Below are 24,665 nucleotides of genomic sequence, written 5' to 3'. Positions count from 1 at the left end.
TACCAGGCGGCCTGACCCCCACAGCGGAACCTGGTCGGGGGCCGACGCGGTCAGTTCGGGTGGGGTGGCTCGTCGAGGATGGCGCTGAAGCGCTCCTCGGCCAGGTCGAGCTGACCGAGGATGTGCTCCTTCACCGGCGCCGACAGGGGAGTGTCGGGCCGGGTGACGAGGTCCCGGTAGACCGGCACGAGCGGGCGGTACTTGCGGGCCGACGAGGTCACCTTCGGGCCGACGGTGTGGATGACGCCCACCCCGTTGTCCGTGAAGTCGGAGATCTTGATGACCCGCGCCCACGGCTCCCGGTCCAGGCTGGCCGCCACGTGCTCCCGGTACTGGACGTGCTTGTCGCGCCCCGGGTCGTACGCCGGATTGGTGACCGCGCCGACCAGGCGGGCCACCCGCGGGCCGAAGCGTGCCGCGAGCACGGCCAGGGCGGCGGCGGTGGCGTCCTCGCCGTCGTACGCCCCGCCAGGCTCGCCGGAAGCCGCGGCAGCCAACTCGTCGGGGTGGTCCTCCACCGCGTCGTGCAGCAGGCCGGCGACGATCACGTCGACGTCGCGGACCTGGTAGTGGTGCAGCATCCGGATCGCCACCCGCAGCAGGTGGTTCAGGTAGGGCTCGCGTACCCGCCGGTCGTCGCGGTGCAGCTCGGCGGCCAGGTCGAGGGCCTCGGTGAGCCGGTCCCGGGCGGCCTCGTCGAACGCACGCAGCTCCAGCCGGAACCGGGCCAGCAGGCCGGGCTCGCCGTGGATCTCGGTGATCGCGTGCATCGGCATGGTGGCCAGGTAGGCGGGAAACTCCATCCGCCACTTATAGCCGATCTTCACCGTGCCGGGTGTCCCTGCCGTCGGCCACCCGACGGCGGCAGCCCACGACCGCCGGCCGACGCGACGCGGGGCCGGGGCCGTCGGCACCAGGACGTCGGGACCCGGCCGCCGCCCACCGCGGTTCCGCCAGCATCCGGTCAGGTGCCGGAGACGCGCTTGACCAGGCGTACGGTGGTGCCGTCGGCACTGCCGTCGATGGTGGCCTCGTCCATCAACCGGGACATGATGAGCCGGCCCCGGCCGCGCTCGCTGTCGTCGGGGGCCGCCTCCCGCCACCCGCCGGTGTCGGTGACCACCAGCTCCAGCCGGTCGGCGCGCAGCCGCCCGCGGACGGTGACCGACGCGTCCGGGGCGAACCGGTAGCCGTGCTCGATCGCGTTGGCGCACGCCTCGCCGGCCGCGATCAGCGCCGCGTCGACGTCGGTCCCGCCGATGGCGAGGCCGGTGAGCCACTGCCGCAGCGCCTCCCGTGTCGGCGCGAGCTGTCCCGGGTCGGCGGTCAGCGTCGCGGCGAAGACCGCCGGCTCGCGGTGCCGGTAGACCAGCACCGCCACGTCGTCGTTTCGGGTGTCCGGCAGCAGGTCCCGGACCATCCGGTCGGCCAGCGCGCCCTCGGGCAGCTCGCGGCCCTGGGTGAGCGCGGCGACCGCCCGGGAGATGCCGGCGTCGATCAGCTCCCGGCGTCGCTCGATCAGCCCGTCGGTGTAGAGCAGCAGCGTCGAACCGGGCCGCAACTGCGCCCCGGCCTCCGGCCGGCCGGGCACCGCGACGCTGGCCAGCGGCACCGAACCGGCGCGGGTCAGCAGGTCGGCGGAGCCGTCCGGGTGCACCAGGATGCCCGGCGGGTGGCCCGCCGAGGAGTAGCGGAGCAAGCCCAGCGAGCGGTCGATGATGGCGCAGAAGACGGTGGTGCAGGCGCCGCCGGGCACCATCCGGGCGAAGTCGTCCAGCGCGCAGAGCACCTCGGCGGGGCTCTTGGCCTGCAGGAGCAGGGCGCGGGAGGCACTGCGCAGCTGACCCATCACGGTCGCGGCGGGCAGGCCCCGCCCCACCACGTCGCCCACCACCACGCCGACGAGGTCGCCGGGCAGCTGCACCACGTCGTACCAGTCGCCGCCCACCTCCAGCGGCGCCACCGCCGGCTGGTAGCGGGTCGCGAACCCGGCGGGCAGGTCGACCGGGCCGAGCATCGCCCGCTGCATGGCCAGGGCCACCGTCCGCTGGGTCTCGAAGGCCCGCGCGCGCACCAGCGCCTGGGCCAGCGCGGCGCAGAGCTGCCGCACCAGCGGCCGGTCCACCGTCGGCACCGACCGGGGCGGATCCAGCTCCAGCCACACCCCGCCGGGCGCCCCGCCCGGCTCGATGCGCGCCCCGATCGCGGTCACCCGGCCCGCGTCGTCGACGACCAGCTGCGCCTCGCCCTCCGGGGGCAGCCCGTCGAGCGCGCGCTGCACCTGCCGGGTCAGCGTCAGGCCCTGGGTCACCACCAGCGGCGTGCCGGCGGCGTCGGCGCAGACCGCCAGGCCGCGGGTGCCGTCCAGCAGGGTGCACAGCTCGGACAGGCCGGCGTCGAGCACCTCGGCCACGTCGGTGGCGCGGGCGAGTCGACCGGAGAGCGCGGTCAGGGCGGACTGCCGCGCGGCGGCCCGGACCTCGGCGGTCACGTCGCGCAGCGTGGCGACGTAGAGGCGGCGGCCGGTACGCGGCTCGCGCAGCGAGTTGTAGACCGCCTCGGCCCAGATCCGGTGCCCGTCGGCGTGCCGCAGCGGCAGGGTGACCCGCCCCCGGCCGGAGTCCCGCGCGGCGCACAGCACGTCGATCAGCAGCTGCCGGTCGGCGGGCGCGGCGTCGGCCTCCGGGTACCACGGGTGCGGCGGTGCGACCGGGGCCGCCAGCCGGGCGGCGCCCACCAGGCGGCGGAACGCCTCGTTCGCCTCGACCAGCGCGCCGTCGGCGTCGACCACGGCGAACGCGTCCTGCAACGACTCGATGAGCGCCGCCCGCCAGGTCGCCTCCTCGTTGCGCAGCCGGGCCAGCTCCAGGTGCGCGCCCACCCGGGCCAGCAGTTCCTCCGAGGAGAACGGCTTGGCCAGGTAGTCGTCGGCCCCGCTGCGCAGCCCCTCCACCGCCGCCTCCTCGCCGGCGCGGGCGGAGAGCACGATGATCGGCAGCCCTGCCGTACGCCGGTCGGCGCGCAGCGCCCGGACCAGCCCGAAGCCGTCCAGGCGGGGCATCATCATGTCGGTCAGCACCAGGTCCGGCACGCGCTCGGCGATCCGGTCGAGCGCCTCCCGCCCGTCGGCCGCGACGACGACCCGGTGGTGGGGCGCCAGCAGGCTCGTCAGGAACGCGCGCAGGTCGGCGTTGTCGTCCACCACCAGCACCGTCGCGGCGTCCCGGGCGTCGTCGTCGCCCGGGTCCGCAGGGGCGGGCGCGGCCGCCGGCAGCCAGTGCGAAGCCTCGGCGACGTACGCCTCGTGAGCCGGCCCGTGGGCCCGGTCGCGGCGCGTCGTGACCGTGGCGGTGGGCCGGCCGTACGGCAGGCGGACGGTGAACGTCGAGCCCTGGCCCTCGACCGAGCGCACGCCGACCTCGCCGCCGTGCAACCGGGCCATCTCCTGCACCAGCGCCAACCCGATGCCGGTGCCCTCCTGTGAGCGACCGCCGGCGCCGCGTACCCGGTGGAAGCGGCGGAACAGCAGCGGCTGCTGGTCCTCGGCGACGCCGACGCCGGTGTCGTCGACGGTCAGCGTGACGTGCCCGTCGTCGCCCCGCAGTCGCAGCCGCACCGTGCCGGTCAGGGTGTACTTCAGGGCGTTGGAGAGCAGGTTGACCACCACCTTCTCCCACATGTCGCGGTCCACGTACGCGGTGTGCGGCAGCGCCTCGACGTCGACGCGGTAGGTCAGCCCGGCCTGGCGCATGGCGTACGCGAAGGACTCGGCGACGCCGACGGTGAGCGCCGGAAGGTCGGTCTCCACCCGTTGCGGGTCCAGCCGGCCGCCCTCCATGCGGGCGACGTCGAGCATGTCGTTGACCAGCTTGCGCAGCCGGACGGTGTTGCGGTGCACCAGTTCCAGGCGTTCGCGCTGGCCCGGCGGGAGCGGCTCGCGCCCGTCGGCGAGGCTCTCCCGTACCGGCCCGGCGATCAGCGTCAGCGGGGTGCGCAGCTCGTGGCTGACGTCGGTGAAGAACTCCGTCTTCGCCGCGTCCAGTTCGGCCAGCGCGGCGGCCCGGCGCCGCTGGGCCTCGTACGCCAGCACGTCGCCCAGCGCCGTCGAGACCCGGCTGGCCACCAGGTCGAGGAAGCCGCGGTACGCCTCGTCCAGCTTGCGGAAGGGACTGATGCCGGCGACCAGCACGCCGGTCGGGCGGGCCTGTCCGGTGGCCAGCAGCGGCAGCACCACCACCTCGTCGACCGGCACCCCGACGACCGCCCCGGCCCGGGCGCGGGGGGCGCCGGGAAGGACCACTCCCCGGACCTGTGCGGGGCGTCCGGTGCGCGCCACCTCGGCGATCTGCGCCAGCCACCCGGCTCCCGCCGCGGCGTCGTCGGCCACGCCGACCGAGGCGGCCAGGACCAGTTCGTCGGCGTCGGGGCCCCGGCCGCCGGCCGGTCCGGGGCCGGCGGCGGCCCCGTCGCCCGGAGACGTCCCCTCGGTACGCAGGTAGATCATCACGGCGGGCAGGTCGGCCGGGCTGCCGGTGAGCACCCGGGCCGACGCCCGGACGGCGTCGCGGGTGGTGTCCGCCGCGGCGATGGAGACCGAGCCCAGCTCGCGCAGCGTCTCCAGCCGCCGGTCACCCAGCACCCGGGCGGTGACGTCCGTGGTGGCCACGAAGACGCCGGGGATCCGCCCGTGACCGGCGCGCACCGGGCTGTAGGAGAAGGTCCAGTACGTCTCCTCCAGGTAGCCGTGCCGGTCGAGCAGGAGCAACTGGTTCTCCGCGTACGTGGCGCCGTGGCCGGCGAGCACCTGGTCGGTCAGCGGACCCAGTTCCTCCCAGACCTCCGGCCAGCACTCCGCCCCCGGCTGGCCGATCGCGGCCGGGTACTTGTCGCCCAGGACCGGCGTGTACGCGTGGTTGAAGATCTGCACCAGTTCGGCGCCCCACCACAGCAGCATCGGGATCTTCGACGGCAGTACGGTGCGTACCGCCGCGCGCAACTCCGGCGACCAGGTCTCCACCGGGCCCAGGGGGGTGGCCGCCCAGTCGGTGGCGCGGTGTGCGGCGCTGGTCGGGTCGTCGCCGGCGAAGAGGTCGTCGACGGCCGCCCCGGCGCCCGCCGGTTCGACGTGCTGCTTCGAATCCACGTCCCGGCCCCCTGTCGCCGCCCCTGGTGTCCGGGTCGCGGGCAGCCGCCGAACTCTGCCCTCATCGTCCCGCCGGGGTGACTTTCCCCAACCGGGCACGGCCGAACCGTCCATCGACGTGACCCGACCCGCACCCGGGAGGGCGTACCCACCGCGGCCGATGCGCCCGGCCCGGGGCCGCGCGGTTCAGCCGCTCAGCCGGCGGACCAGCCGGGACGGGAACACCGTCGCCGGGGGTGCCGGTCGTCCGCCCAGTACGGCCGTCGCCGCCGCCGCGGCGATCTGCGTGACCGGGTGGGTCGCCGTGGTCAGCGCGGGAGTGGTCATCGCGGCGAGCGGGATGTCGTCGAACCCGGTCACCGCGACGTCCCCGGGCACCTGGACGCCGTCGCCGCGCAGCCCGTCGATCACGCCGAGGGCGGTGGCGTCGCTGCTGCCGACGATCGCGTCGGTGTCCGGCCAGCGCGCCAGCACCTCCCGGGCCGCTGCCCGGCCCCGCTGCGCGCTGAAGTCCCCCGGCACCAGCCGCACCGGCAGGGCGGCGTCGCGAACTGCTCGCCGCCTGGCGGGAGCCGCGCACCCTGCTCGTCGGCCTGCTGGTGCTGGTGGCGGCGTTCGCCGAGGGCAGCGCCAACGACTGGCTGGCGGTCGCCTTCATCGACGGCCACGACCTCGGCGAGGCGGCCGGGGCGGCGGTCTTCGGCGTCTTCGTCGTCGGCATGACCCTGGGGCGCACGGCGGGCACCGTCGCGCTGGACCGCTGGGGCCGGGTGCCCGTGCTGTCCGCCACGATCCTGCTCGCCACGTTCGGCGCGGGCGTGGCGGTGCTCGCCGGCTCCGGGCCGGTGGCGATCGCCGGCGTCGCGCTCTGGGGGATCGGCGCGTCGCTGGGCTTCCCGGTCGGGATGAGCGCGGCGGCCGACGACGAGCGGCGGGCGCCGGCCCGGGTCAGCGTGGTCGCCGTGATCGGGTACACGGCGTTCCTGGCCGGCCCCCCGCTGCTCGGCCTGCTCGGCGACCGGGTCGGCACCCTGCGGGCGCTGCTCGTCGTGCCGCTGTTGCTGCTGCCCACCCTCGCCCTGGTGCCGGCCACCCGCCCGCCGGCCCGCTGAGCGGCCACCGGCCCGTGCTCGTCCGCCGCCGCGCCGGGGGTGGGCCGGGAGGCGACGACCGGACGCGTGCAGGTGGCTGCCAGGTGGTGCGCAGGCGGTTGACAGGTGACGGCGCTGCACTGGACGGACGCCGAGGAGAGGAGCCGGGCATGGGCTGGTTCAACCGGCGGCCGCGCGCCGCCGACGCGACCCCGACGAAGCTCGACCGCGAGGCGACCCGGGAGGATCTGGCCGCGCTGGAGGCGTTCGTGGCCAGCCGCCGGGGCGTGGAGTTCTACCTGGAGCCGGAGACCACGGCGACCGACACCACCGTGGTCGCCATCGCCCACGACGGCGAGTGGATCCGCCGCCGCACCGGCTCGCCGCGCGCCGCCGGCTCCATCGCGCGGAAGCACGCGGTGCCGCTGTACGAGGCCGCCCGCACCGGCTACCCGGAGCGGATGCGGGTGTGGAACCGGGCCCACCCGGAGCGCCACGCCCGCTGACGGGTTCGCCGCCCGCCGACCGAGGGCGATATGTGCCCCGCATGGCTGATCGCTCCCGGTCCCTCGGCCCGTCCCTTCCGTCGTCGGGCGCACTCGCGTCGCCCGAGTCGGAGGAGCCTCGCCCCGAGTACGGCGGCGCATCCCAGCGGGCTGACCAGGCGGGAACGGGAGGTGTCGACGTTGATCACCCGTGGGATGTCCGACAGCGAGATCGAGCGGCACCTGCACCTCAGCCGGGGCACCGTGAAGACGCACATCGGCCGGTTGCTGACGAGGCTCGCCGCCCGCGAGCGGGCGCAACTGGTGATCGCGGGCTACGAATCGGGGCTCGCCGACCGGTGAGCCGACGTCGACTGTGGTGAACCTCCACCGGTACGTCGGGTGAGGCAAGGGCGGTTGCCGTCCGCCGGAACGTGCCTGCTGGGGAAGGGCGACGGCGCGCGGGCGCCGGAAAGGCCGCGAATGCCGGGCGGCCGGGCCGAGCGCTGTGCGGCGCCACCGTATCCGCATTCGGGAAGCGGAACATCACATCGACTAGAGGCAATGTGAAAGAGCTGCGGAAGAGGGTCTACCGATCGTTCCCTGCCGATCAAGATGGCCCGTCGTCGGCCGGGTGGGGTGGCGTTGACCGGCGGCCCCGGGGTGTGGCAGCATTCGCGGCCTGACGGCAGTGAAGGAAGCCGGTGCGATTCCGGCGCGGTCCCGCCACTGTCACCGGGGAGCGATCCCCCCTCGTGAGTCACGGCCGTGCGTGCGCGGTTGGAAGGCCGGGGGAGAGCGTCGATCCGGGAGCCAGGATACTTCGGCCGTCGGAGTGATTCCAGGGCGTGGACACCCGAGGAGGACCCGATGACGCACCGCGTCTCCCCCATCGACGATCATCGTCGCATCGTGCCCGGCCGTGCCAGCGGCCCCGCGCTCGGCGGCCTCTCCGTAGAGGGCCGCATCCCCGCCCCGCCGGTCAGCCGCCGGGCCGCCGCGCACCGGCCGGCCCGCACCGCGCCCGCCGGCGGTCGCCCGGCACCCGGCCGCGCCCGCACCGTGCCCGGCCGGGTCGCCGCCGGGTCCGGGCACGTCCGCACCGCCCACCGCTGACGCCCGCGCCGCGCCGTCCGACCCCGCCGGTTCGCCGGTGAGCCGGCCGCCGGCCCGTCGTACCCGCTGAACCGCGCCCATCCCCGCATCGCCCGGTCTTCCCCGCGTCGACCCGGGCGTCACTCTCCGGAGCCGTCCGTGCGCATCCTGCTGCTCTCCACCGCCGACACCGACCTGCTCGCCGCCCGCGCCAGCGACGTCGACTACCGGCTCGCCAACCCCGCCCGGGTCGCCGCCGACGCCGTGCCCGCGCTGCTCGACGGCGTGGACCTCGCCGTCGTACGCCTGCTCGGCGGCCGGCAGGCGTGGCCGGACGGGCTGGCGACGGTGCTGGCCTCCGGCGTGCCGACGGTGGTGCTCGGCGGCGAGAACGTGCCGGACGCGGAGCTGATGGCGGCGTCCACGGTGGCCTCCGGGGTGGCCACGCAGGCCCTGGCCTACCTGGTCGAGGGTGGGCCGGAGAACCTCGCCCAACTCGCCCGCTTCCTCTCCGACACGGTCCTGCTCACCGGCGAGGGGTTCGCCCCGCCCGCCCCCACCCCGACGTACGGCATCCACGGCGAGCGGCCCGCGCGGCCGGACCGGCCGACCGTGGGCATCGTCTTCTACCGGGCGCACGCCCTCGCCGGGAACACCGGTTTCGTCGACGTCCTCGCCGACGCGGTCGACGCGGTCGGCGGCGACCCGCTGCCCATCTACTGCGGCTCGCTGCGCGGCCTCACCGCCGGCGCGGGGCCGCTCGGGCTCTTCGCCCGCTGCGACGCCCTGCTGGTCACCGTGCTCGCCGCCGGGGGCGCGGTCGCCGCCGACGCCTCCGGCGGCGGGGACGAGGACGCCTGGGACGTGGGCGCGCTCGCCGCCCTCGACGTGCCGGTGATCCAGGCGCTCTGCCTGACCAGCACCCGCGAGCAGTGGGCGGCCAGCGACGCCGGGCTCTCCCCGCTGGACGCCGCGATGCAGGTGGCGATTCCCGAGTTCGACGGCCGGATCGTCACCGTGCCGTTCTCGTTCAAGAAGATCGACGCAGACGGGCTGTCCACGTACGCGGCCGACCCGGAGCGGGCCGCCCGGGTGGCCGGCATCGCCGTGCGGCACGCCCGGCTGCGGCACGTGCCGCAGGCCGACAGGCGGCTCGCGGTCGTGCTCAGCTCGTACCCGACGAAGCACTCGCGGGTCGGCAACGCCGTCGGCCTGGACACCCCCGCCTCGGCGGTGCGGCTGCTCGCCGCCCTGGCCGACGCCGGCTACGACCTCGGCGACGCCCCGGTGCCCGACGACGGCGACGCGCTCATCCACGCCCTCATCGCCGCCGGCGGCCACGACGTCGAGTGGCTCACCCCGGAGCAGCTCGGCGCCGCCGAGGCGCGGGTGCCGGGGGAGGTCTACCGGCGCTGGTTCGACCAGGTGCCGGCGGAGCTGCGCGAGCGGATGCTCGCCCACTGGGGCGAGCCGCCCGGCGGGCTCTACACCGACGGCGGCGACATCGTGCTCGCCGGGCTGCGCTTCGGCAACGTGGTGCTGCTGATCCAGCCGCCGCGCGGCTTCGGGGAGAACCCGATCGCCATCTACCACGACCCGGACCTGCCGCCCAGCCACCACTACCTGGCCGCGTACCGCTGGCTGGCCGCGCCCGTCGCCGACGGCGGGTTCGGCGCGGACGCCGTGGTGCACCTGGGCAAGCACGGCACCCTGGAGTGGCTGCCCGGCAAGGGCCTCGGGCTGGCCGCCGACTGCGCGCCGGACGCCGTGCTCGGCGACCTGCCGCTGGTCTACCCGTTCATCGTCAACGACCCCGGCGAGGGCACCCAGGCCAAGCGGCGCGCGCACGCCGTCGTCGTCGACCACCTGGTGCCGCCGATGGCCCGCGCCGAGACGTACGGCGAGCTGGCGAAGCTGGAGCAGCTGCTCGACGAGTACGCCACCGTGCAGGCCCTCGACCCGGCGAAGGTGCCGACCGTACGGGCCCAGATCTGGGAGCTGGTGCGCGCCGCCGAGCTGCACCACGACCTGCACACCGAGCGGATGCCCGACGCCGACGACTTCGACGACTTCGTGCTGCACCTCGACGGCTACCTGTGCGAGGTCAAGGACGTGCAGATCCGCGACGGGCTGCACGTCCTCGCCGCCGCGCCCACCGGCGAGGCGCGGGTCAACCTGGTGCTCGCCGTGCTGCGCGCCCCGCAGGTCTGGGGTGGCGCCCGCGCGCTGCCCGGCCTGCGGCAGGCGCTGGCCGCCGCGTACGGACTGGACGAGCAGGCGCTGCTCGCCGAGCCGGGACGGCGGCTGGCCGTGCCCGAGGCGCTGACCGAGACCGTGGACGGGCCGGCCGTCACCGCCGCCGACGCGGTCGACCTGATCGAGGCCCTGGCCCGCCGGCTGGTCGTCGGCATGGAGACCCTCGGCTGGGACGCCGACACCGTCGACGCGGTGGTCGCGGAGGTGGCCGGGCGGGCCGTGCCGGACGCCGCCGCGGTGCTCCGCTTCGCCGCGACCGAGCTGGTGCCCCGGCTGGACCGTACGACCGACGAGATCGACCGGGTGGTGGGCGCGCTCGACGGGCGGTTCGTGCCGCCCGGCCCGTCCGGCTCGCCCACCCGGGGACTGGTCAACGTGCTCCCCACCGGCCGCAACTTCTACTCCGTCGACCCGAAGGCCATCCCCAGCCACAACGCCTGGGACGTCGGCGTGGCCCTGGCCGACTCGCTGCTCGCCCGGCACCTCGCCGACACCGGTGCGTACCCGCGCTCGGTCGGGCTCACCGTCTGGGGCACCAGCGCCATGCGTACCCAGGGCGACGACATCGCCGAGGTCCTCGCCCTGCTCGGCTGCCGCCCGACGTGGGACGACCGGTCCCGCCGGGTCACCGGCGTCGAGGTGGTGCCGACGGCGGAGCTGGGTCGCCCCCGTGTCGACGTGACCGTGCGCATCTCCGGCTTCTTCCGCGACGCCTTCCCGCACGTGGTCGCCCTCATCGACGACGCGGTGCGGCTGGTGGCCGCGCTCGACGAGCCCGCCGAGGAGAACTTCGTGCGCGCCCACGTCGCCGCCGACGTCGCCGAACACGGCGACGAGCGGCGGGCCACCGCCCGCGTCTTCGGCTCCAAGCCGGGCGCGTACGGCGCCGGGCTGCTGCCGCTGATCGACGCCCGTAACTGGCGCAGCGACGCCGACCTCGCCGAGGTGTACGCCGTCTGGGGCGGCTACGCCTACGGCCGGGGGCTGGACGGGCGGGAGGCGCGTGCCGACATGGAACGCTCCTTCGCCCGGATCGCCGTGGCGGTGAAGAACCAGGACACCCGCGAGCACGACATCGTCGACTCCGACGACTACTTCCAGTACCACGGCGGGATGGTGGCGATGGTCCGCCACCTCACCGGTGCCGCCCCGGCCGCGTACGTGGGGGACTCGGCGATGCCGCACGACGTGCGTACCCGCACCCTCGGCGAGGAGACCCGGCGGGTGTTCCGGGCCCGGGTGGTCAACCCGAAGTGGATCGCCGCTATGCGCCGGCACGGCTACAAGGGCGCTTTCGAGCTGGCCGCCACCGTCGACTACCTGTTCGGCTACGACGCCACCGCCGGCGTCGTCGACGACTGGATGTACGAGCACCTCGCCGCCGCGTACGTCTTCGACGACACCACCCGGGAGTTCCTGGAGCGGTCCAACCCGTGGGCGCTGCGCGGCATCACCGAGCGGCTGCTGGAGGCGGCCGACCGGGGCCTGTGGGCCGAGCCCGAGCCGGCCACCCTGGACCGGCTCCGCGAGACGTACCTGGCCAGCGAGGGCGACCTGGAGGAACGGCAGTGAGCACGGCGACCACCTACCCGTTCAGCGCGGTGCTCGGCATGGACGACATGCGGCTGGCCCTGCTGCTCAACGCCGTCTCCCCGGCGATCGGCGGGGTGCTCGTACGCGGCGAGAAGGGCACCGCCAAGTCGACGGCCGTACGGGCCCTGGCGGCGCTGCTGCCGCCGGTCGACCGGGTGGCCGGCTGCCGCTTCGGCTGCGATCCGGCCGCCCCCGACCCGTCCTGCCCGGACGGTCCGCACCCGGCCGAGCCGGCCGCCGAGCGGCGTCCCGCCCGGCTGGTGGAGTTGCCGGTCGGGGCGGCCGAGGACCGGGTGGTCGGCTCGCTCGACCTGGAGCAGGCCCTCGGTGCCGGCGTACGCGCCTTCGAGCCCGGCCTGCTCGCCGCCGCCCACCGCGGGGTGCTCTACGTCGACGAGGTCAACCTGCTCCACGACCACCTGGTCGACCTGCTCCTCGACGCCGCCGCGATGGGCCGCTGCCACGTGGAGCGCGAGGGCGTCTCGGTCAGCCACGCGTCCCGGTTCCTGCTGGTCGGCACGATGAACCCGGAGGAGGGGGAGCTGCGTCCGCAGCTGCTGGACCGGTTCGGGCTGACCGTCGAGGTCGTGGCCAGCCGCGATCCGGCCGTACGCGTCGAGGTGGTCCGGCGGCGGCTCGCCGCCGACGCCGACCCGGTCGGGTTCGCCGCCCGCTGGGCCGACGCCGACGCGCAGGTCGCCCGCCGGGTCGCCGCCGCACGGCAGCGGCTGGACCGGGTGCTGCTGCCCGACGCCGCGCTGCGCCAGATCGCCGAGGTGTGTGCCGCGTTCGACGTGGACGGCATGCGCGCCGACATCGTCACCGCCCGTACCGCGCTGGCGCACGCCGCCTGGCACGGCCGGGACGCGGTCACGGTGGAGGACGTGCGGGTCGCCGCCCGGCTGGCCCTGCCGCACCGGCGCCGCCGCAACCCGTTCGACGCCCCCGGGCTCGACGAGAAGCGCCTGGACGAGGCCCTGGACCGGGCCGGCGACGACGACCCCGACGATGACCCGGGCGGTTCCGGCGGCCCCGACGGCGGCCCGGGCTCCGGCCCGGAGGGCGGCGGATCCGGTGGCCCGAACGGCGGCCCGGACGCGGGCGGCGCCCCGGACGACGGCGACGCGGATGGTTCCGCGCCGGCCGGCGGGGGCGCGGGTGCCGGCGGGCCCGGCGAGGCCGGCCACGGGCCGGGCCTCGGCCGCGACGGCGACCCGGGTCGGGACGGTGGCGACGGCACGTGGCCGGACCGGCCGGGCGAGGGCGACCAGCCGGACCGGCCCGGCGGCGACCCCGCGCCCGGGCGGGACACCCCGGCGGGCCCACCCGGCGCCGGCGGGGGCGACCCGGACGAGGACGCCGCCGCCCGGGCCCGGCCGGGTGACGCCGGACAGGCCGTGGCCGTACCCCGGCAGGGTCTCAAGGCCCGCCTGCTCACCGCGCCCGGGATCGGCGACGGGGTGCCCGGCCGCCGCTCCCGGGCCCGCACCGGGCGCGGCCGGACCACCGGGGCGCGGGTGCCGACCGGCCGGCCCGGTGTGCTGCACCTGCCGGCGACCGTGCGGGCCGCCGCGCCGCACCAGGCCGCCCGCGGCCGGGCCGGCGGGCCGCTGCGGCTGCGTCCCGACGACGTCCGGGAGGCCGTCCGCGAGGGACGCGAGGGCAACCTGGTCCTCTTCGTCGTCGACGCCAGCGGCTCGATGGGCGCCCGGGCGCGGATGGCCGCCGTCAAGGGTGCCGTGCTCGCCCTGCTCACCGACGCCTACCAGCGCCGGGACAAGGTCGCGGTGGTCGCCTTCCGGGGCACCGCCGCGCAGCTCCTGCTGCCGGCCACCTCGTCGGTGCTCGCCGCCTCCATCCGGCTGGCCGAGCTGCCCACCGGCGGTCGCACCCCGCTGGCGGAGGGACTGCTCGCCGCCGCCGACCTGCTGCGGGTGGAGCGGTTGCGCGATCCGCGCCGCCGCCCCCTGGTGCTGGTCGTCACCGACGGCCGGGCCACCGCCGGCGAGCGCCCGCTCGACCGGGCGGCCCGCGCGGCGGATGTGCTTGCGGCCACCGGCGCGCCCTGCGTCGTCGTCGACTGCGAGAGCGGCCCGGTCCGCCTGGGCCTGGCCCGCCGCCTCGCCGCCCAACTGGACGCCGCCCACCACCGCCTCGACGAGGTGGCCACCGCCCCCCTCACCACCCTCGCCGCCGGCCGCCCCACCTCCGCGCCGGCGTCCCGCCGAGCCCCGCACGCTCGGTCCGCCGCAGATCTTGGCGACGAACGGCCCCCAGAGGGGCCCTTCCCTACCAAGATCGCCGCCACCGTTACCGCCGCCGCCGTTGGCGGCGGCGGGCAGAAGAGGAGCGTTGCCTGATGCCGCAGGGGAAGCCGTCCCACGTGCCCGCCGACGGGCTGACCACTCGGCAGCGGCGCCACCGGCCGCTGCTGATGGTCCACACCGGGCAGATGAAGGGGAAGTCGACCGCCGCGTTCGGGCTGGCCCTGCGCGCCTGGACGGCGGGGCTGCCGATCGGGGTGTTCCAGTTCGTCAAGAGCGCCAAGTGGCGGGTGGGGGAGGAGAACGCCTTCCGCGCCCTCGGCGAGGTGCACGAGCGCACCGGGCAGGGCGCTCCGGTCGCCTGGCACAAGATGGGCGAGGGCTGGTCCTGGATCCAGCGCGGCGGCGAGGCCGACCACGCCGCCGACGCCCTCGAGGGCTGGCGGCAGATCCAGCGCGACCTGGCCGCCGAGCGCTACGGCCTGTACGTGCTCGACGAGTTCACCTACCCGCTGAAGTGGGGCTGGGTGGACGTGGACGAGGTGGTCGACACCCTGGCGAACCGCCCCGGCTTCCAGCACGTCGTGATCACGGGCCGGGACGCCGACCCGCGCCTGGTCGACGCCGCCGACCTGGTCGCGGAGCTGACCAAGGTCAAGCACCCGATGGACGCCGGCCAGAAGGGGCAGAAGGGCGTCGAGTGGTGACCGGCGACCGCCCTCCGGCGTGGGCGCTGCCCCGCGTGGTGGTCGCCGCGCCCGCCAGCGGGCACGGCAAGACCACCGTCGCCACCGGGCTGCTCGCGGCGCTGCGCCGCCGGGGCCTGGTGGTCAGCCCGCACAAGGTCGGCCCCGACTACATCGACCCCGGCTACCACGCGCTCGCCGCCGGCCGCCCCGGCCGCAACCTCGACCCGTGGCTGGTCGGCGAGGAGCGCGTCGCGCCGCTGCTGCGTCACGGCGCAGTCACCCCGACGCCCGCCGACATCGCCGTCGTCGAGGGCGTGATGGGGCTGCACGACGGCGCGGTCGGCCGTCGCGGGTACGCCTCCACCGCGCACGTCGCCCGGCTGGTCGACGCCCCCGTCCTGCTGGTGCTGGACACCACCGCGCAGGGACGCTCCGCCGCCGCGCTCACCCTGGGCATGGCCGCGTTCGACCCCGGCGTGCGGATCGGCGGGGTGATCCTCAACCGGGTCGGCTCGCCCCGGCACGAGACACTGCTGCGCGACGCCCTCGCCGAGGTGGGCGTGCCCGTGCTCGGGGCGGTCGCCCGCGCCGCCGAGGTCGCCGCCCCGGCGCGCCACCTCGGGCTGGTGCCGGTAGCCGAGCGGGCACCGGAGTCCGTGGCGATCGTGGCCGCCCTCGCCGACCTCGTGGCGGCCACCGTGGACCTGGACGCCGTGCTCGACCTGGCGCGTACCGCCGGCCCCCTGCACGCGCCGGCCTGGGATCCGGTCGCCGCCGTCGGCGGCCCCGCCGGCACCGGGCGTCCCGTGGTCGCGGTCGCGGGCGGGCCGGCCTTCACCTTCTCGTACGCCGAGACCGCCGAGTTGCTCGCCGCGGCCGGCGCCACGGTGGTCTCCTTCGACCCGCTGCGTGACTCCGGCCTGCCCGCCGGCACCCGCGCGGTGGTCGTCGGCGGCGGTTTCCCCGAGGCGTACGCGCCGCAGCTCGCCGACAACGCCACGCTCCGCGCCGAGCTGGCCGCCTTCGACGGGCCGGTCGTCGCGGAGTGCGCCGGCCTGCTCTACCTCGGCCGGCACCTCGACGGGGTGCCCATGTGCGGCCGGCTCGACCTGGCCGCCCGGATGACCGACCGGCTCACCCTCGGCTACCGCGACGCCGTCGCCGTCGCCGGCTCCCCGCTGCACCGCCCCGGCGAGGCGGTACGCGGCCACGAGTTCCACCGCACCGTCACCGATCCCGGGCACGGCGACCGGCCGGCCTGGCGCTGGGACGGCGCCGAGCACGGCTTCGTGGCCGGCGGGGTGCACGCCTCCTACCTGCACACCCACTGGGCCGGCCACCCGCACGCCGCCCGCCGCCTGGTCGAGGCGGCCAGCCGGTGACGGCGCACGACAACCGGGTGCCGGTGACGGCGCACGACAACCGGGTGCCGGTGACGGCGCACGACAACCGGGTGCCGGTGACCGCGCACGACGGTCGGGTGCCGGTGACCGCGCGCGACGGCCGGGTGCCGGCGGCAGGTGGCCCGGGGCCGGCCGCCGGGCGTGCCGGCCGCGTGGACGGGGCCGACGGCGCCGCGACGCTGACCGGGATCGGCGTCGGTCCCGGCGACCCCGAACTGCTCACCCTGCGGGCGGCCCGGTTGCTGGCCGAGGCCGACGTGGTGTTCGTACCCGTGCTGGACCGGCTCGCCGCGGCCGGCGACGCGCCCCCGGGCCGGGCCGAGGCCACCGTGGCCGCGCACGTCGCGCCGGACCGGCTGCGCCGGCTGCCGTTCGCCCTCGACGACCGGGGCGGGGTGACCGCCCGCCGGGAACGCGCCTGGGACGAGGCCGCAAGGACGGTGGCCGACGCGGTCGACGCCGGCGCCCGCGCGGTCGTCTTCGCCACCATCGGCGACCCGAACGTCTACTCCACCTTCGGTTACCTCGCGCACGGCGTGCGCGCCCTGCGCCCGGCGGTCGAGGTGCGTACGGTCCCCGGGATCACCGCCATGCAGGACCTCGCGGCGCGCAGCGGCGTGCCGCTGTGCGAGGGCCGGGAGCCACTGACGCTGCTGCCGGCCACCGCCGGGCTGGCGCTCTTCGCCGACGCGCTCGCCGGCCCGGGCACCGTCGTGGCGTACAAGGGCTGGCGGCGGCACGCCGAGCTGGTCGCCGAGCTGCGCCGGCAGGGCCGCCTGGCCGACGCCGTGCTGGGCCGGGGCCTCGGGCTGCCCGGCGAGCGGATCGGCCCGGTCACCGACCCGGCCGACGACCTGCCGTACCTGTCGACGCTGCTCGTCCCGGCCCGCCGGGACCGAAGGGGAGGAAAACTGTGACCACCACGCCGATCGCGGGGCACGCCGACGACGGCGGGCCGGCCGGCACCGGCAAGGTGTGGTTCGTCGGGGCCGGCCCCGGCGCGGCGGACCTGCTGACGCTGCGCGCCGCCCGGGTGATCGGCGCGGCCGACGTGGTGGTCTGGGCGGCCAGCCTGGTGCACGCCGACGTGCTCGCCCACGCCCGCGCCGACGCGGAGATCGTCGACTCGTCGCGGCTGCCGATCGAGGGCGTGCTGCCGCTCTACGAGCGCGCCGCCGCCGACGGGCTGACCGTGGCGCGGATCCACTCCGGCGACCCGGCGCTGTGGGGCGCGGTGCAGGAGCAGCTCGACCTGTGCCGGGCGCTCGGGCTGGCCGTGGAGATCGTCCCCGGCGTCTCGTCGTTCACCGCCGTCGCGGCGATCGTCGGCCGGGAACTCACCATCCCGGAGGTCGCCCAGTCGGTGATCCTGACCCGGCTGGAGGGCGGCAAGACCCCGATGCCGCCGGGCGAGCGGGTCCGCGAGTTCGCCCGGCACGGCACCACCATGGCCCTGTTCCTCTCCGCCGCCCGGTCCGGGCAGGCGCAGGCCGAGCTGCTGGCCGGCGGCTACCCGGCCGACACCCCGGTCGTGGTGGCGTACCAGGCGACCTGGCCGGACGAGCTGGTGGTGCGGTGTGCGCTCGGCGAGCTGGAGGCCACCGTCAAGGAGCACAAGCTCTGGAAGCACACCCTGTTCCTGGTCGGTCCGGCGCTCGCCGCCGCCGGCACCCGCTCGCACCTCTACCACCCCGGGCACTTCCACACCTTCCGGCGGGCCGAGCCGGCCGCCCGCGCCGACCTGCGCCGGGCCCGCGCGGGCGGTGCGACACCGGGGGACGGGCACCCCTGATGACGTACGCCGAGCCGCCGCTGCGCGAGCCGGACCTGCCGCGTACCGCGAAGGTCCGGCCGACCGCACTGCGCACCGGGTGGACCACCGGCGCCTGCGCTACGGCGGCGACCAAGGCGGCGCTGACCGCCCTGGTCACCGGCGTGCCGCAGCGGCAGGTGGAGATCGGGCTGCCCGCCGGGCGGCGGGTCAGCTTCCCGGTGGCCCGCTGCGAGGTCGACGGCCGCGTGCGGGCGGAGGCGGTGGTGGTGAAGGACGCCGGCGACGACCCGGACGTCACCCACGGCGCCGAGCTGACCGCCACCGTCAGCTGGTGGGACGAGCCCGGGCTGCGTCTCGACGGCGGGCCCGGCGTCGGCACGGTCACCAGGCCGGGCCTCGGCCTGCCCGTCGGCGGGCCGGCCATCAACGACACCCCGCGCCGCATGATCGGCCAGGCCGTCGCCGAGGTCGTCGACCTCAGCGAGGTGGGTGTGCGGGTGGTGGTCAGCGTGCCGCGCGGCGAGATCATGGCCCGCAAGACCACCAACCGGCGGCTCGGCATCCTCGGCGGTATCTCCATCCTCGGCACCACCGGCGTCGTGCGCCCGTTCTCCACCGCCTCCTGGCGGGCCAGCGTGGTGCAGGCGGTGCACGTGATGGCCGCCCAGGGGGAGCGGACGGTGGTGCTGTGCACCGGCGGGCGCACCGAGCGGGCCGCCCGCGCGCTGCTGCCGGAGCTGCCCGAGGTCTGCTTCGTGGAGGTCGGCGACTTCACCGGCGCGGCCGTCACCGCCGCCGTGGGCGACGCGATGACCGCCGTGGTCTTCGTCGGGATGGCCGGCAAGCTGGCCAAGCTCGCCGCCGGCGTCCTGATGACCCACTACACCCGCTCCAAGGTGGACCTGTCGCTGCTCGGGGCGGTCACCGCCGAGGCGGGCGGCGACCCCGAGCTGGTGGCGGCGGTCGTCGCGGCGAACACCGGGCGGCACGCGTACGAGCTGTGGGAGGCCGCCGGGCTGCTCGGCCCCGCCGGCGACCTGCTCTGCCACCGGGTGCGGCAGGTGCTGCTGCGCTTCGCCGGCGACGCCGTCACCGTCGACGTCGCCATGGTCGACTTCGCCGGCGACCGGGTGGTCGCGTCCTCGGGCCGGTGGGCGGCGTGACCGGCGAACGGTTGGCCGGGGCCACGGGGCCGACGGTGACCGTGGTCGGGATCGACGCCGGGGGCGGGCCCGCCCACCCCGCCGCCGCGCCGGCGCTCGCCCGGGCCCGACTGGTGGTCGGCGCGGCCCGGCACCTGGCCGCCGTACGCCTGCCGGCCGACGCGGACACCCTCGCCCTCGGGCCGCTGGCGCCCGCGCTGGGGCGGCTGGCCGACGCCGTCGCCGCCGGGGTTCCCGCCGCCGTGCTGGCCAGCGGCGACCCGGGGCTGTTCGGGGTGGTCCGGGCGTTGCGGGCGGCCGGGCTGCCGCTGCGGGTGCTGCCGGCCGTGTCCAGCGTGGCCGCTGCGTTCGCCCGTGCCGGCCTGCCCTGGGACGGCGCGGCCGTGGTCACCGCGCACGGCCGCGACCCCCGGCCCGCGCTGAACGCCTGCCGGGCCCTGCCCGCCGTCGCGGTGCTCACCGCCCCGGGCGCCGGGGCGGCCGAGCTGGGCGCCGGGCTGGTCGGCTGGGCCCGTCGCCTGGTCGTCGCCGAGCACCTCGGCACCGACGCCGAACGACTCACCGAGACCACTCCCGAGCAGGCCGCCGGCCGCGCCTGGGCCGACCCGCACGTGCTGCTCAGCCTCGCCGGCGAGCCCGGCGCGGGCGGGATGCGGGCGGACAACCAGCCGGCCGCCGCGCCGCCCGGCGGGTGGGCGCTGCCCGAGTCCGCGTACGCCCACCGGGACTCCATGATCACCAAGGCGGAGGTACGCGCCCTCGCCGTGGCCCGGCTGCGTCCCCGCCTCGGCCGCCTGGTCTGGGACGTCGGCGCGGGCAGCGGCTCGGTCGGCATCGAGTGCGCCCTGCTCGGCGCGGCCGTGATCGCCGTCGACCACGATCCGCGGGCCGCCGTCGGGGCGAACGCCGCCCGGCACGGCGTCGACGTGCGGGTGGTGACCGGTGCCGCCCCCGAAGCGCTGCATCCGCTGCCCGATCCCGACGCCGTCTTCGTCGGCGGCGGCGGCACCGACGTGCTCGCCGCCGTGGCGCAGCGCCGGCCCGAGCGGGTGGTGGCCGCCCTCGCCGCCGTCGACCGGGTCGCCCCCGCCCTCGGGCTGCTGCGCGCCGCCGGCTACGCCGTGCAGGGCGTCCAGCTCTCCGCCGCCCGCCTCGCCGACCTGCCCGGCGGGTCCGTCCGACTCGCGGCCACCAACCCGGTGGTCGTCCTCACCGGGGAGCGCCCGTGAACCACCCGCCCGCCGCCACGGACCAGCCGACCCGGATCGGGCTCGTCGCCGCCACCGCCGCCGGCCGACGGCACGCCCGTACCGTCGCCGACGCCTGGCCGCACGCGCGCGTCGTCACGGCGGACACCGTCGCCGACGCGCTGCGCGCCGCCTGGACCGGGTACGACGCGGTGGTGGCGTTCCTGGCCACCGGGGCGGTGGTGCGCATCCTCGCGCCGCTGCTCGGCGACAAGCGCACCGACCCGGCCGTGGTGGTGGTCGACGAGGCGGCCCGGCACGCGGTCGCGCTGCTCGGCGGCCACGCCGGGGGCGGCAACGACCTCGCCGGGCGGGTCGGCGCGCTGCTCGACGCGCAGCCGGTGGTCACCACCGCCACCGACGCCGCCGGCCTGCCCGGCCTGGACACCCTCGGCTGGCCGGTGGAGGGCGCCGTCGCGGCCGTCAGCCGCGCCATCCTCGACGGCGAGCCGGTGACCCTCGTCGCCGACGTCACCTGGCCACTGCCCGCCCTGCCCGACAACGTGCGCCCCGCCCCTGCCGGGTCGTCGGCCCCCGCGCCCGCCGACGCGGCGGCACCCGCCTCCGCTGGCCCGCCGGCACCCGCGCCCGCCGGTCCGGCGGCCCACGGCCGGGGCGACGTCGGGTCCGGGCCGGCGGTGGACGGCGGGTACCGGCTGCTGGTCACCGACCGGGTGGTGCCGCTCGACGACCGGACCGCCGTGCTGCGGCCCCCGTCGCTGGTCGCCGGCGTCGGCGCCAGCCGGGGCGTGCCCGCCGCCGAGGTGCGCGGTCTGCTGGAGCGGGTGCTGACCGAGGCCGGCCTGAGCCCGGCGAGCGTGCGGCACCTCGCCAGCGCCGACGTCAAGGCCGACGAGGCGGGCATCCGGGCGACCGCCGACGCGCTCGGCGTACCGCTGGTGACGTATCCGGCGGCGGAGTTGGCGGCGGTCGACGTGCCGCACCCCAGCGAGGTGGTGCGCGCCGCCGTCGGCACCCCCAGCGTCGCCGAGGCGGCGGCGCTGCTCGGCGGCGACGCCGACCTGCTGGTGCCGAAGACCGCGACGGCGATGGCCACCGTCGCCGTCGCCCGGCACACCCCGCGCGGCCGGCTGGCGATCGTCGGCCTCGGCCCCGGCGCGGCGGACCTGCGCACCGCCCGCGCGGTGACCGAACTGCGTCGCGCCACCGTGGTCGTCGGCCTGGACCAGTACGTCGACCAGGTCCGCGACCTGCTGCGCCCCGGCACCCGGGTGCTCGCCAGCGGGCTCGGCGCCGAGGAGGAACGGGCCCGTGCCGCCGTCGCCGAGGCCACCGCCGGTCACGCCGTGGCGCTGGTCGGCTCCGGCGACGCCGGCGTGTACGCGATGGCCAGCCCCGCCCTGGAGTACGCCGACGAGCGCATCGACGTCGTCGGCGTGCCCGGGGTGACCGCCGCGCTGGCCGCCGGGGCACTGCTCGGCGCGCCGCTCGGCCACGACCACGCCTACCTGAGCCTGTCCGACCTGCACACCCCGTGGGAGGTCATCGCCCGCCGGGTGGCCGCCGCGGCCGAGGGCGACTTCGTGGCGCTGCTCTACAACCCGCGCAGCCGGACCCGGGACTGGCAGCTCGGCGCGGCGCTGGAGGTCTTCGCCGCGCACCGGCCGCCGGAGACCCCGGTCGGGGTGGTGCGCAACGCCAGCCGGGCCGGCGAGCGGGTGCACCTGGCCACCCTGGCCACCCTCGATCCGGCGCTGGTCGACATGTACAGCGTCGTGGTGGTGGGCAGCAGCCAGACCCGGATCGTCGCCGGCCGGATGGTCACCCCGAGGGGGTACCGGTGGCGGCCGTGACCATCGGCGCCTGCCAGGGCTGCGGCGCCTGCCTGCTCACCTGCCCGACGCACGCGATCCGGCCGGTGCCCGGTGGCCTCGCCGTACGCGCCGACCGCTGCACGGGCTGCCTGGAATGCGTGGAGATCTGCCCGGTGGACGCGATCCGCGCCACGGACACCGACCAACGTGGAGGGATCCGATGAGTACGACCGCGCCCGGCGCCGCGTCGACGGAGGTGCGGCCGTGAGCCGCGTCGTGCACCCCATCGAGCGGGAGTCCTACCGCATCCTGCGCTCCCGGGTCGACCTGGCGCACCTGCCGCCGTTGACCCGGGCCGTCACCGAGCGGGTGGTGCACGCCAGCGCCGACCTCGACTACGTCACCGACCTGGTCTGCGACGAGGCAGCCCTGGCCGGCGGGCTGGCCGCCCTGCGCGCGGGCGTGCCGGTGGTCACGGACGTGGCGATGGTCGCCGCGGGTGTCACCGGCCGGGACACGGTCTGCCCGGTCGCCGAGCCCGCCGCCGCCGAGCTGGCCCGCGCGGCCGGCGTCACCCGGTCGGCGGCTGCGGTCCGGATCGCCCTGGAGCGGGTCGGCCCCGGCGCGGTGTGGGTGGTCGGCTGCGCGCCGACCGCACTGGAGGAACTGATCGCCCTGGACGCCCGGCCGGCGCTGGTCGTCGGGCTGCCGGTCGGCTTCGTCGGCGCCGCCGAGTCGAAGGCGGCGCTGCGCGCCAGCGGCCTGCCCGGGGTGTCCAACCGGGGCGAGAAGGGCGGCTCGGCGGTCGCCGCCGCCGCCCTCAACGCCCTGCTGTACGCGGAGGAGGAGCAGTGACCGCTCTGGTCATCGTCGGGCACGGCACGCGCAGCGCGGCCGGGGTCGAACAGTTCGTCGCGTTCGTCGAGCGGGTACGCCGCCGCGCCGCCGGCACCGTCGGCGACGTCGAGGGCGGCTTCATCGAGCTGTCCCGGCCGCCGCTCACCGACGCGGTCGGCGCGCTCGTCGACCGGGGGCACCGCTCGCTGGTGGCGCTGCCGCTGGTGCTGACCGCCGCCGGGCACGGCAAGGGCGACATCCCGGCCGCCCTGGCCCGCGAGCGGGAGCGCCACCGGGGCCTCAGCTACGTCTACGGCCGGCCGCTGGGCCCGCACCCGCTGCTGCACACCGCGCTGGAGCAGCGCGTCGACGCCGCCCTGGCCGGCGACGACCGGGCCGGCACCTGGGTGGCGCTGATCGGGCGCGGCTCCACCGACCCGGACGCCAACGCCGAGGTCGCCAAGGTGGCCCGGCTGCTCTGGGAGGGCCGCGGCTACGCCGGCGTGGAGCCGGGCTTCGTGTCGCTGGCCGAGCCGTCGGTGCCGGCGGTGCTGGAGCGGCTGCGCCGGCTCGGCGCCCGGCGGATCGTCGTCGCGCCGTACTTCCTCTTCGCCGGGGTGCTGCCGGACCGGATCGTCGCGCAGTCGGCCGCGTTCGCCGCCGCCCACCCCGACCTGGACGTGCGGGTGGCCGACCTGATCGGCGACTGCGACGCCCTCGCCGACCTGGTGCTCGAACGGCACGCCGAGGCGCGTGGCGGCGACATCCGGATGAACTGCGACACCTGCGCGTACCGGGTGCTGATGCCGGGCTTCGCCGACAAGGTCGGCCGCCCGCAGACCCCGCACGACCACCCCGACGACCCGGTCGGCGGCCACCACCACGACCACCACGCGCACGACCACGGACATGGCGGTCACGGGCCCGGCGGGCATGACCACCGGCACGGGCCGGGGGAGCACCACGAGCGCGTTCCGCGCCCCGGTCAGGTCGCCGTCGTCGGTGGCGGTCCCGGGCCCGACGACCTGATCACCGTACGGGGCAGGGCGCTGCTGGAGGCGGCGGACGTGGTGGTGGTCGACCGGCTCGCCCCGCGCGGGCTGCTCGCCGGGCTGCGCCCTGGCGTGGAGGTCGTCGACGCGGCGAAGGTGCCCCGGGGACCCTCGATGGGGCAGGACGCGATCAACGCCGCCCTCGTCGCGCACGCCCGCGCCGGGCGGCGGGTGGTCCGGCTCAAGGGCGGCGACCCGTACGTCTTCGGGCGCGGTCACGAGGAGGTGCAGGCCTGCGCGGCGGCCGGGGTGGAGGTGACCGTGGTCCCCGGGGTGAGCAGCGCGGTCGCCGCGGCGACCCTGGCCGGGGTGCCGGTCACCCACCGGGGCGTCGCGCACGACGTCACGGTCGTCTCCGGGCACCTGCCGCCCGGGCATGCCGAATCGCTGGTCGACTGGGCGGCGCTGGGCCGGGCCCGGGGCACCCTGGTGCTGCTGATGGCCGTGGACACCGTCGACAAGATCGCCGCGGTGCTGGTCGAGCACGGCCGGGCCCCGGACACCCCGGTCCTCGCGGTGCAGGACGCCGGGCATCCCGACCAGCGCGCCGTGACCGCCCGGCTGGACGAGATCGGCGCGGTGTCCGCCCGGGAGCGGATCGCCCCGCCGGCCGTCTTCGTCCTCGGCCCGGTGGTCGACCTGCGCCTGCCCGCCGAACCGCCCGGCCCGGCCCACTGATCCACCCCGCCCACCGATCCGTCCCGCCCACCGATCCGTCCCGCCCGGCCGATCCGTCCCGCCCGGCCGATCCGTTCCGCCCGGCCGATCCGTTCCGCCCGGCCCGGCCTGGTCCGGGCT

General features: G+C 77.2%; 16 protein-coding genes, 3 pseudogenes and 1 riboswitch. Of the genes and pseudogenes, 16 read left to right on the top strand and 3 right to left on the bottom strand.

Translation table 11 applies throughout. The features are described 5' to 3' along the window. Nucleotides 1-50 precede the first annotated feature (50 nt). The 3 genes and pseudogenes from KBX06_RS14720 to KBX06_RS14710 all read right to left on the bottom strand — a co-directional run. Nucleotides 51-803 carry an HD domain-containing protein gene (locus tag KBX06_RS14720; protein ID WP_210835073.1) on the bottom strand — a complete coding sequence of 251 codons (753 nt, stop codon included), beginning with the start codon at nucleotides 801-803 and terminating at the stop codon, nucleotides 51-53. A gap of 161 nt (nucleotides 804-964) precedes the next feature. Continuing rightward, nucleotides 965-5,143 carry a SpoIIE family protein phosphatase gene (locus KBX06_RS14715; protein ID WP_210835072.1) on the bottom strand — a complete coding sequence of 1,393 codons (4,179 nt, stop codon included), beginning with the start codon at nucleotides 5,141-5,143 and terminating at the stop codon, nucleotides 965-967. A gap of 186 nt (nucleotides 5,144-5,329) precedes the next feature. Beyond that, nucleotides 5,330-5,692: pseudogene (locus KBX06_RS14710) on the bottom strand (substrate-binding domain-containing protein); the annotation flags it as partial. On the opposite strand from KBX06_RS14710, the pseudogene KBX06_RS14705 reads away from it, so the two are divergent. The 16 genes and pseudogenes from KBX06_RS14705 to cobA form a co-directional block, all read left to right on the top strand. Beyond that, a pseudogene (locus tag KBX06_RS14705) lies at nucleotides 5,659-6,255 on the top strand (sugar MFS transporter); the annotation flags it as partial. The pseudogenes KBX06_RS14710 and KBX06_RS14705 overlap by 34 nt on opposite strands. A 149-nt stretch (nucleotides 6,256-6,404) precedes the next feature. Beyond that, nucleotides 6,405-6,740 carry a hypothetical protein gene (locus KBX06_RS14700; RefSeq protein WP_210835071.1) on the top strand — a complete coding sequence of 112 codons (336 nt, stop codon included), beginning with the start codon at nucleotides 6,405-6,407 and terminating at the stop codon, nucleotides 6,738-6,740. Nucleotides 6,741-6,770: 30 nt separating this feature from the next. After that, the gene (locus KBX06_RS28475) at nucleotides 6,771-7,082 is read left to right on the top strand and encodes a response regulator transcription factor (RefSeq protein ID WP_210835070.1); all 312 of its coding nucleotides are present in this window, start codon (nucleotides 6,771-6,773) and stop codon (nucleotides 7,080-7,082) included. 331 nt (nucleotides 7,083-7,413) lie between these two features. After that, a riboswitch (cobalamin riboswitch) is annotated at nucleotides 7,414-7,543 on the top strand. A 46-nt stretch (nucleotides 7,544-7,589) separates the two neighbouring features. Continuing rightward, entirely contained in the window at nucleotides 7,590-7,835 is a 246-nt protein-coding gene (locus KBX06_RS14690) for a hypothetical protein (RefSeq protein ID WP_210835069.1), read from the top strand. A 138-nt stretch (nucleotides 7,836-7,973) separates the two neighbouring features. Then, nucleotides 7,974-11,642, top strand: coding sequence for a cobaltochelatase subunit CobN (cobN, locus tag KBX06_RS14685; RefSeq protein WP_210835068.1), 3,669 nt, complete (start codon nucleotides 7,974-7,976; stop codon nucleotides 11,640-11,642). A gap of 38 nt (nucleotides 11,643-11,680) precedes the next feature. Further along, nucleotides 11,681-13,855: pseudogene (locus tag KBX06_RS14680) on the top strand (VWA domain-containing protein); the annotation flags it as partial. 167 nt (nucleotides 13,856-14,022) lie between these two features. Beyond that, nucleotides 14,023-14,634, top strand: a complete 612-nt coding sequence (gene cobO / locus KBX06_RS14675) for a cob(I)yrinic acid a,c-diamide adenosyltransferase (protein WP_210835067.1) — start codon at nucleotides 14,023-14,025, stop codon at nucleotides 14,632-14,634. Then, nucleotides 14,631-15,998, top strand: coding sequence for a cobyrinate a,c-diamide synthase (locus KBX06_RS14670; RefSeq protein WP_307854635.1), 1,368 nt, complete (start codon nucleotides 14,631-14,633; stop codon nucleotides 15,996-15,998). The genes cobO and KBX06_RS14670 overlap by 4 nt, the downstream gene beginning before the upstream one ends. A 173-nt stretch (nucleotides 15,999-16,171) precedes the next feature. Further along, the gene (gene cobI, locus KBX06_RS14665; RefSeq protein ID WP_210835182.1) at nucleotides 16,172-16,936 is read left to right on the top strand and encodes a precorrin-2 C(20)-methyltransferase; all 765 of its coding nucleotides are present in this window, start codon (nucleotides 16,172-16,174) and stop codon (nucleotides 16,934-16,936) included. Then, nucleotides 16,933-17,811: a precorrin-4 C(11)-methyltransferase gene (cobM, locus tag KBX06_RS14660; RefSeq protein WP_307854634.1), complete on the top strand. Its 879-nt coding sequence runs from the start codon at nucleotides 16,933-16,935 to the stop codon at nucleotides 17,809-17,811. The genes cobI and cobM overlap by 4 nt, the downstream gene beginning before the upstream one ends. Then, nucleotides 17,811-18,956 carry a cobalt-precorrin-5B (C(1))-methyltransferase gene (locus tag KBX06_RS14655; protein WP_210835066.1) on the top strand — a complete coding sequence of 382 codons (1,146 nt, stop codon included), beginning with the start codon at nucleotides 17,811-17,813 and terminating at the stop codon, nucleotides 18,954-18,956. The genes cobM and KBX06_RS14655 overlap by 1 nt, the downstream gene beginning before the upstream one ends. After that, entirely contained in the window at nucleotides 18,944-20,185 is a 1,242-nt protein-coding gene (gene cbiE / locus KBX06_RS14650; RefSeq protein WP_210835065.1) for a precorrin-6y C5,15-methyltransferase (decarboxylating) subunit CbiE, read from the top strand. The genes KBX06_RS14655 and cbiE overlap by 13 nt, the downstream gene beginning before the upstream one ends. Beyond that, complete coding sequence (gene cobJ / locus KBX06_RS14645; protein WP_210835064.1) at nucleotides 20,182-22,017, top strand: precorrin-3B C(17)-methyltransferase; 1,836 nt, start codon at nucleotides 20,182-20,184, stop codon at nucleotides 22,015-22,017. The genes cbiE and cobJ overlap by 4 nt, the downstream gene beginning before the upstream one ends. Continuing rightward, nucleotides 22,005-22,202, top strand: a complete 198-nt coding sequence (locus tag KBX06_RS27810) for a 4Fe-4S binding protein (RefSeq protein WP_210835063.1) — start codon at nucleotides 22,005-22,007, stop codon at nucleotides 22,200-22,202. Before cobJ ends, KBX06_RS27810 begins: the two co-directional genes overlap by 13 nt. Before the next feature lie 40 nt (nucleotides 22,203-22,242). Further along, nucleotides 22,243-22,833, top strand: a complete 591-nt coding sequence (locus tag KBX06_RS14635; protein ID WP_210835062.1) for a precorrin-8X methylmutase — start codon at nucleotides 22,243-22,245, stop codon at nucleotides 22,831-22,833. Beyond that, nucleotides 22,830-24,545, top strand: a complete 1,716-nt coding sequence (gene cobA / locus KBX06_RS14630) for a uroporphyrinogen-III C-methyltransferase (RefSeq protein ID WP_210835061.1) — start codon at nucleotides 22,830-22,832, stop codon at nucleotides 24,543-24,545. Before KBX06_RS14635 ends, cobA begins: the two co-directional genes overlap by 4 nt. Nucleotides 24,546-24,665: the final 120 nt, after the last annotated feature.

This window comes from Micromonospora sp. C31 (assembly GCF_018070575.1).
Classification (GTDB): domain Bacteria; phylum Actinomycetota; class Actinomycetes; order Mycobacteriales; family Micromonosporaceae; genus Micromonospora.
The sequence above is the reverse complement of the archived record's forward strand: the minus strand, read 5'-3'. Positions and strand labels throughout refer to the sequence as shown.

Excerpts from the sequence above, each read along its gene's own strand:
- KBX06_RS14720 (WP_210835073.1), bottom strand. The coding sequence starts at position 803 with ATGGAGTTTCCCGCCTACCTGGCCACCATGCCGATGCACGCGATCACC.
- KBX06_RS14700 (WP_210835071.1), top strand. The coding sequence starts at position 6,405 with ATGGGCTGGTTCAACCGGCGGCCGCGCGCCGCCGACGCGACCCCGACG.
- KBX06_RS28475 (WP_210835070.1), top strand. The coding sequence starts at position 6,771 with ATGTGCCCCGCATGGCTGATCGCTCCCGGTCCCTCGGCCCGTCCCTTC.
- KBX06_RS14690 (WP_210835069.1), top strand. The coding sequence starts at position 7,590 with ATGACGCACCGCGTCTCCCCCATCGACGATCATCGTCGCATCGTGCCC.
- cobO (WP_210835067.1), top strand. The coding sequence starts at position 14,023 with ATGCCGCAGGGGAAGCCGTCCCACGTGCCCGCCGACGGGCTGACCACT.
- KBX06_RS14655 (WP_210835066.1), top strand. The coding sequence starts at position 17,811 with ATGACGTACGCCGAGCCGCCGCTGCGCGAGCCGGACCTGCCGCGTACC.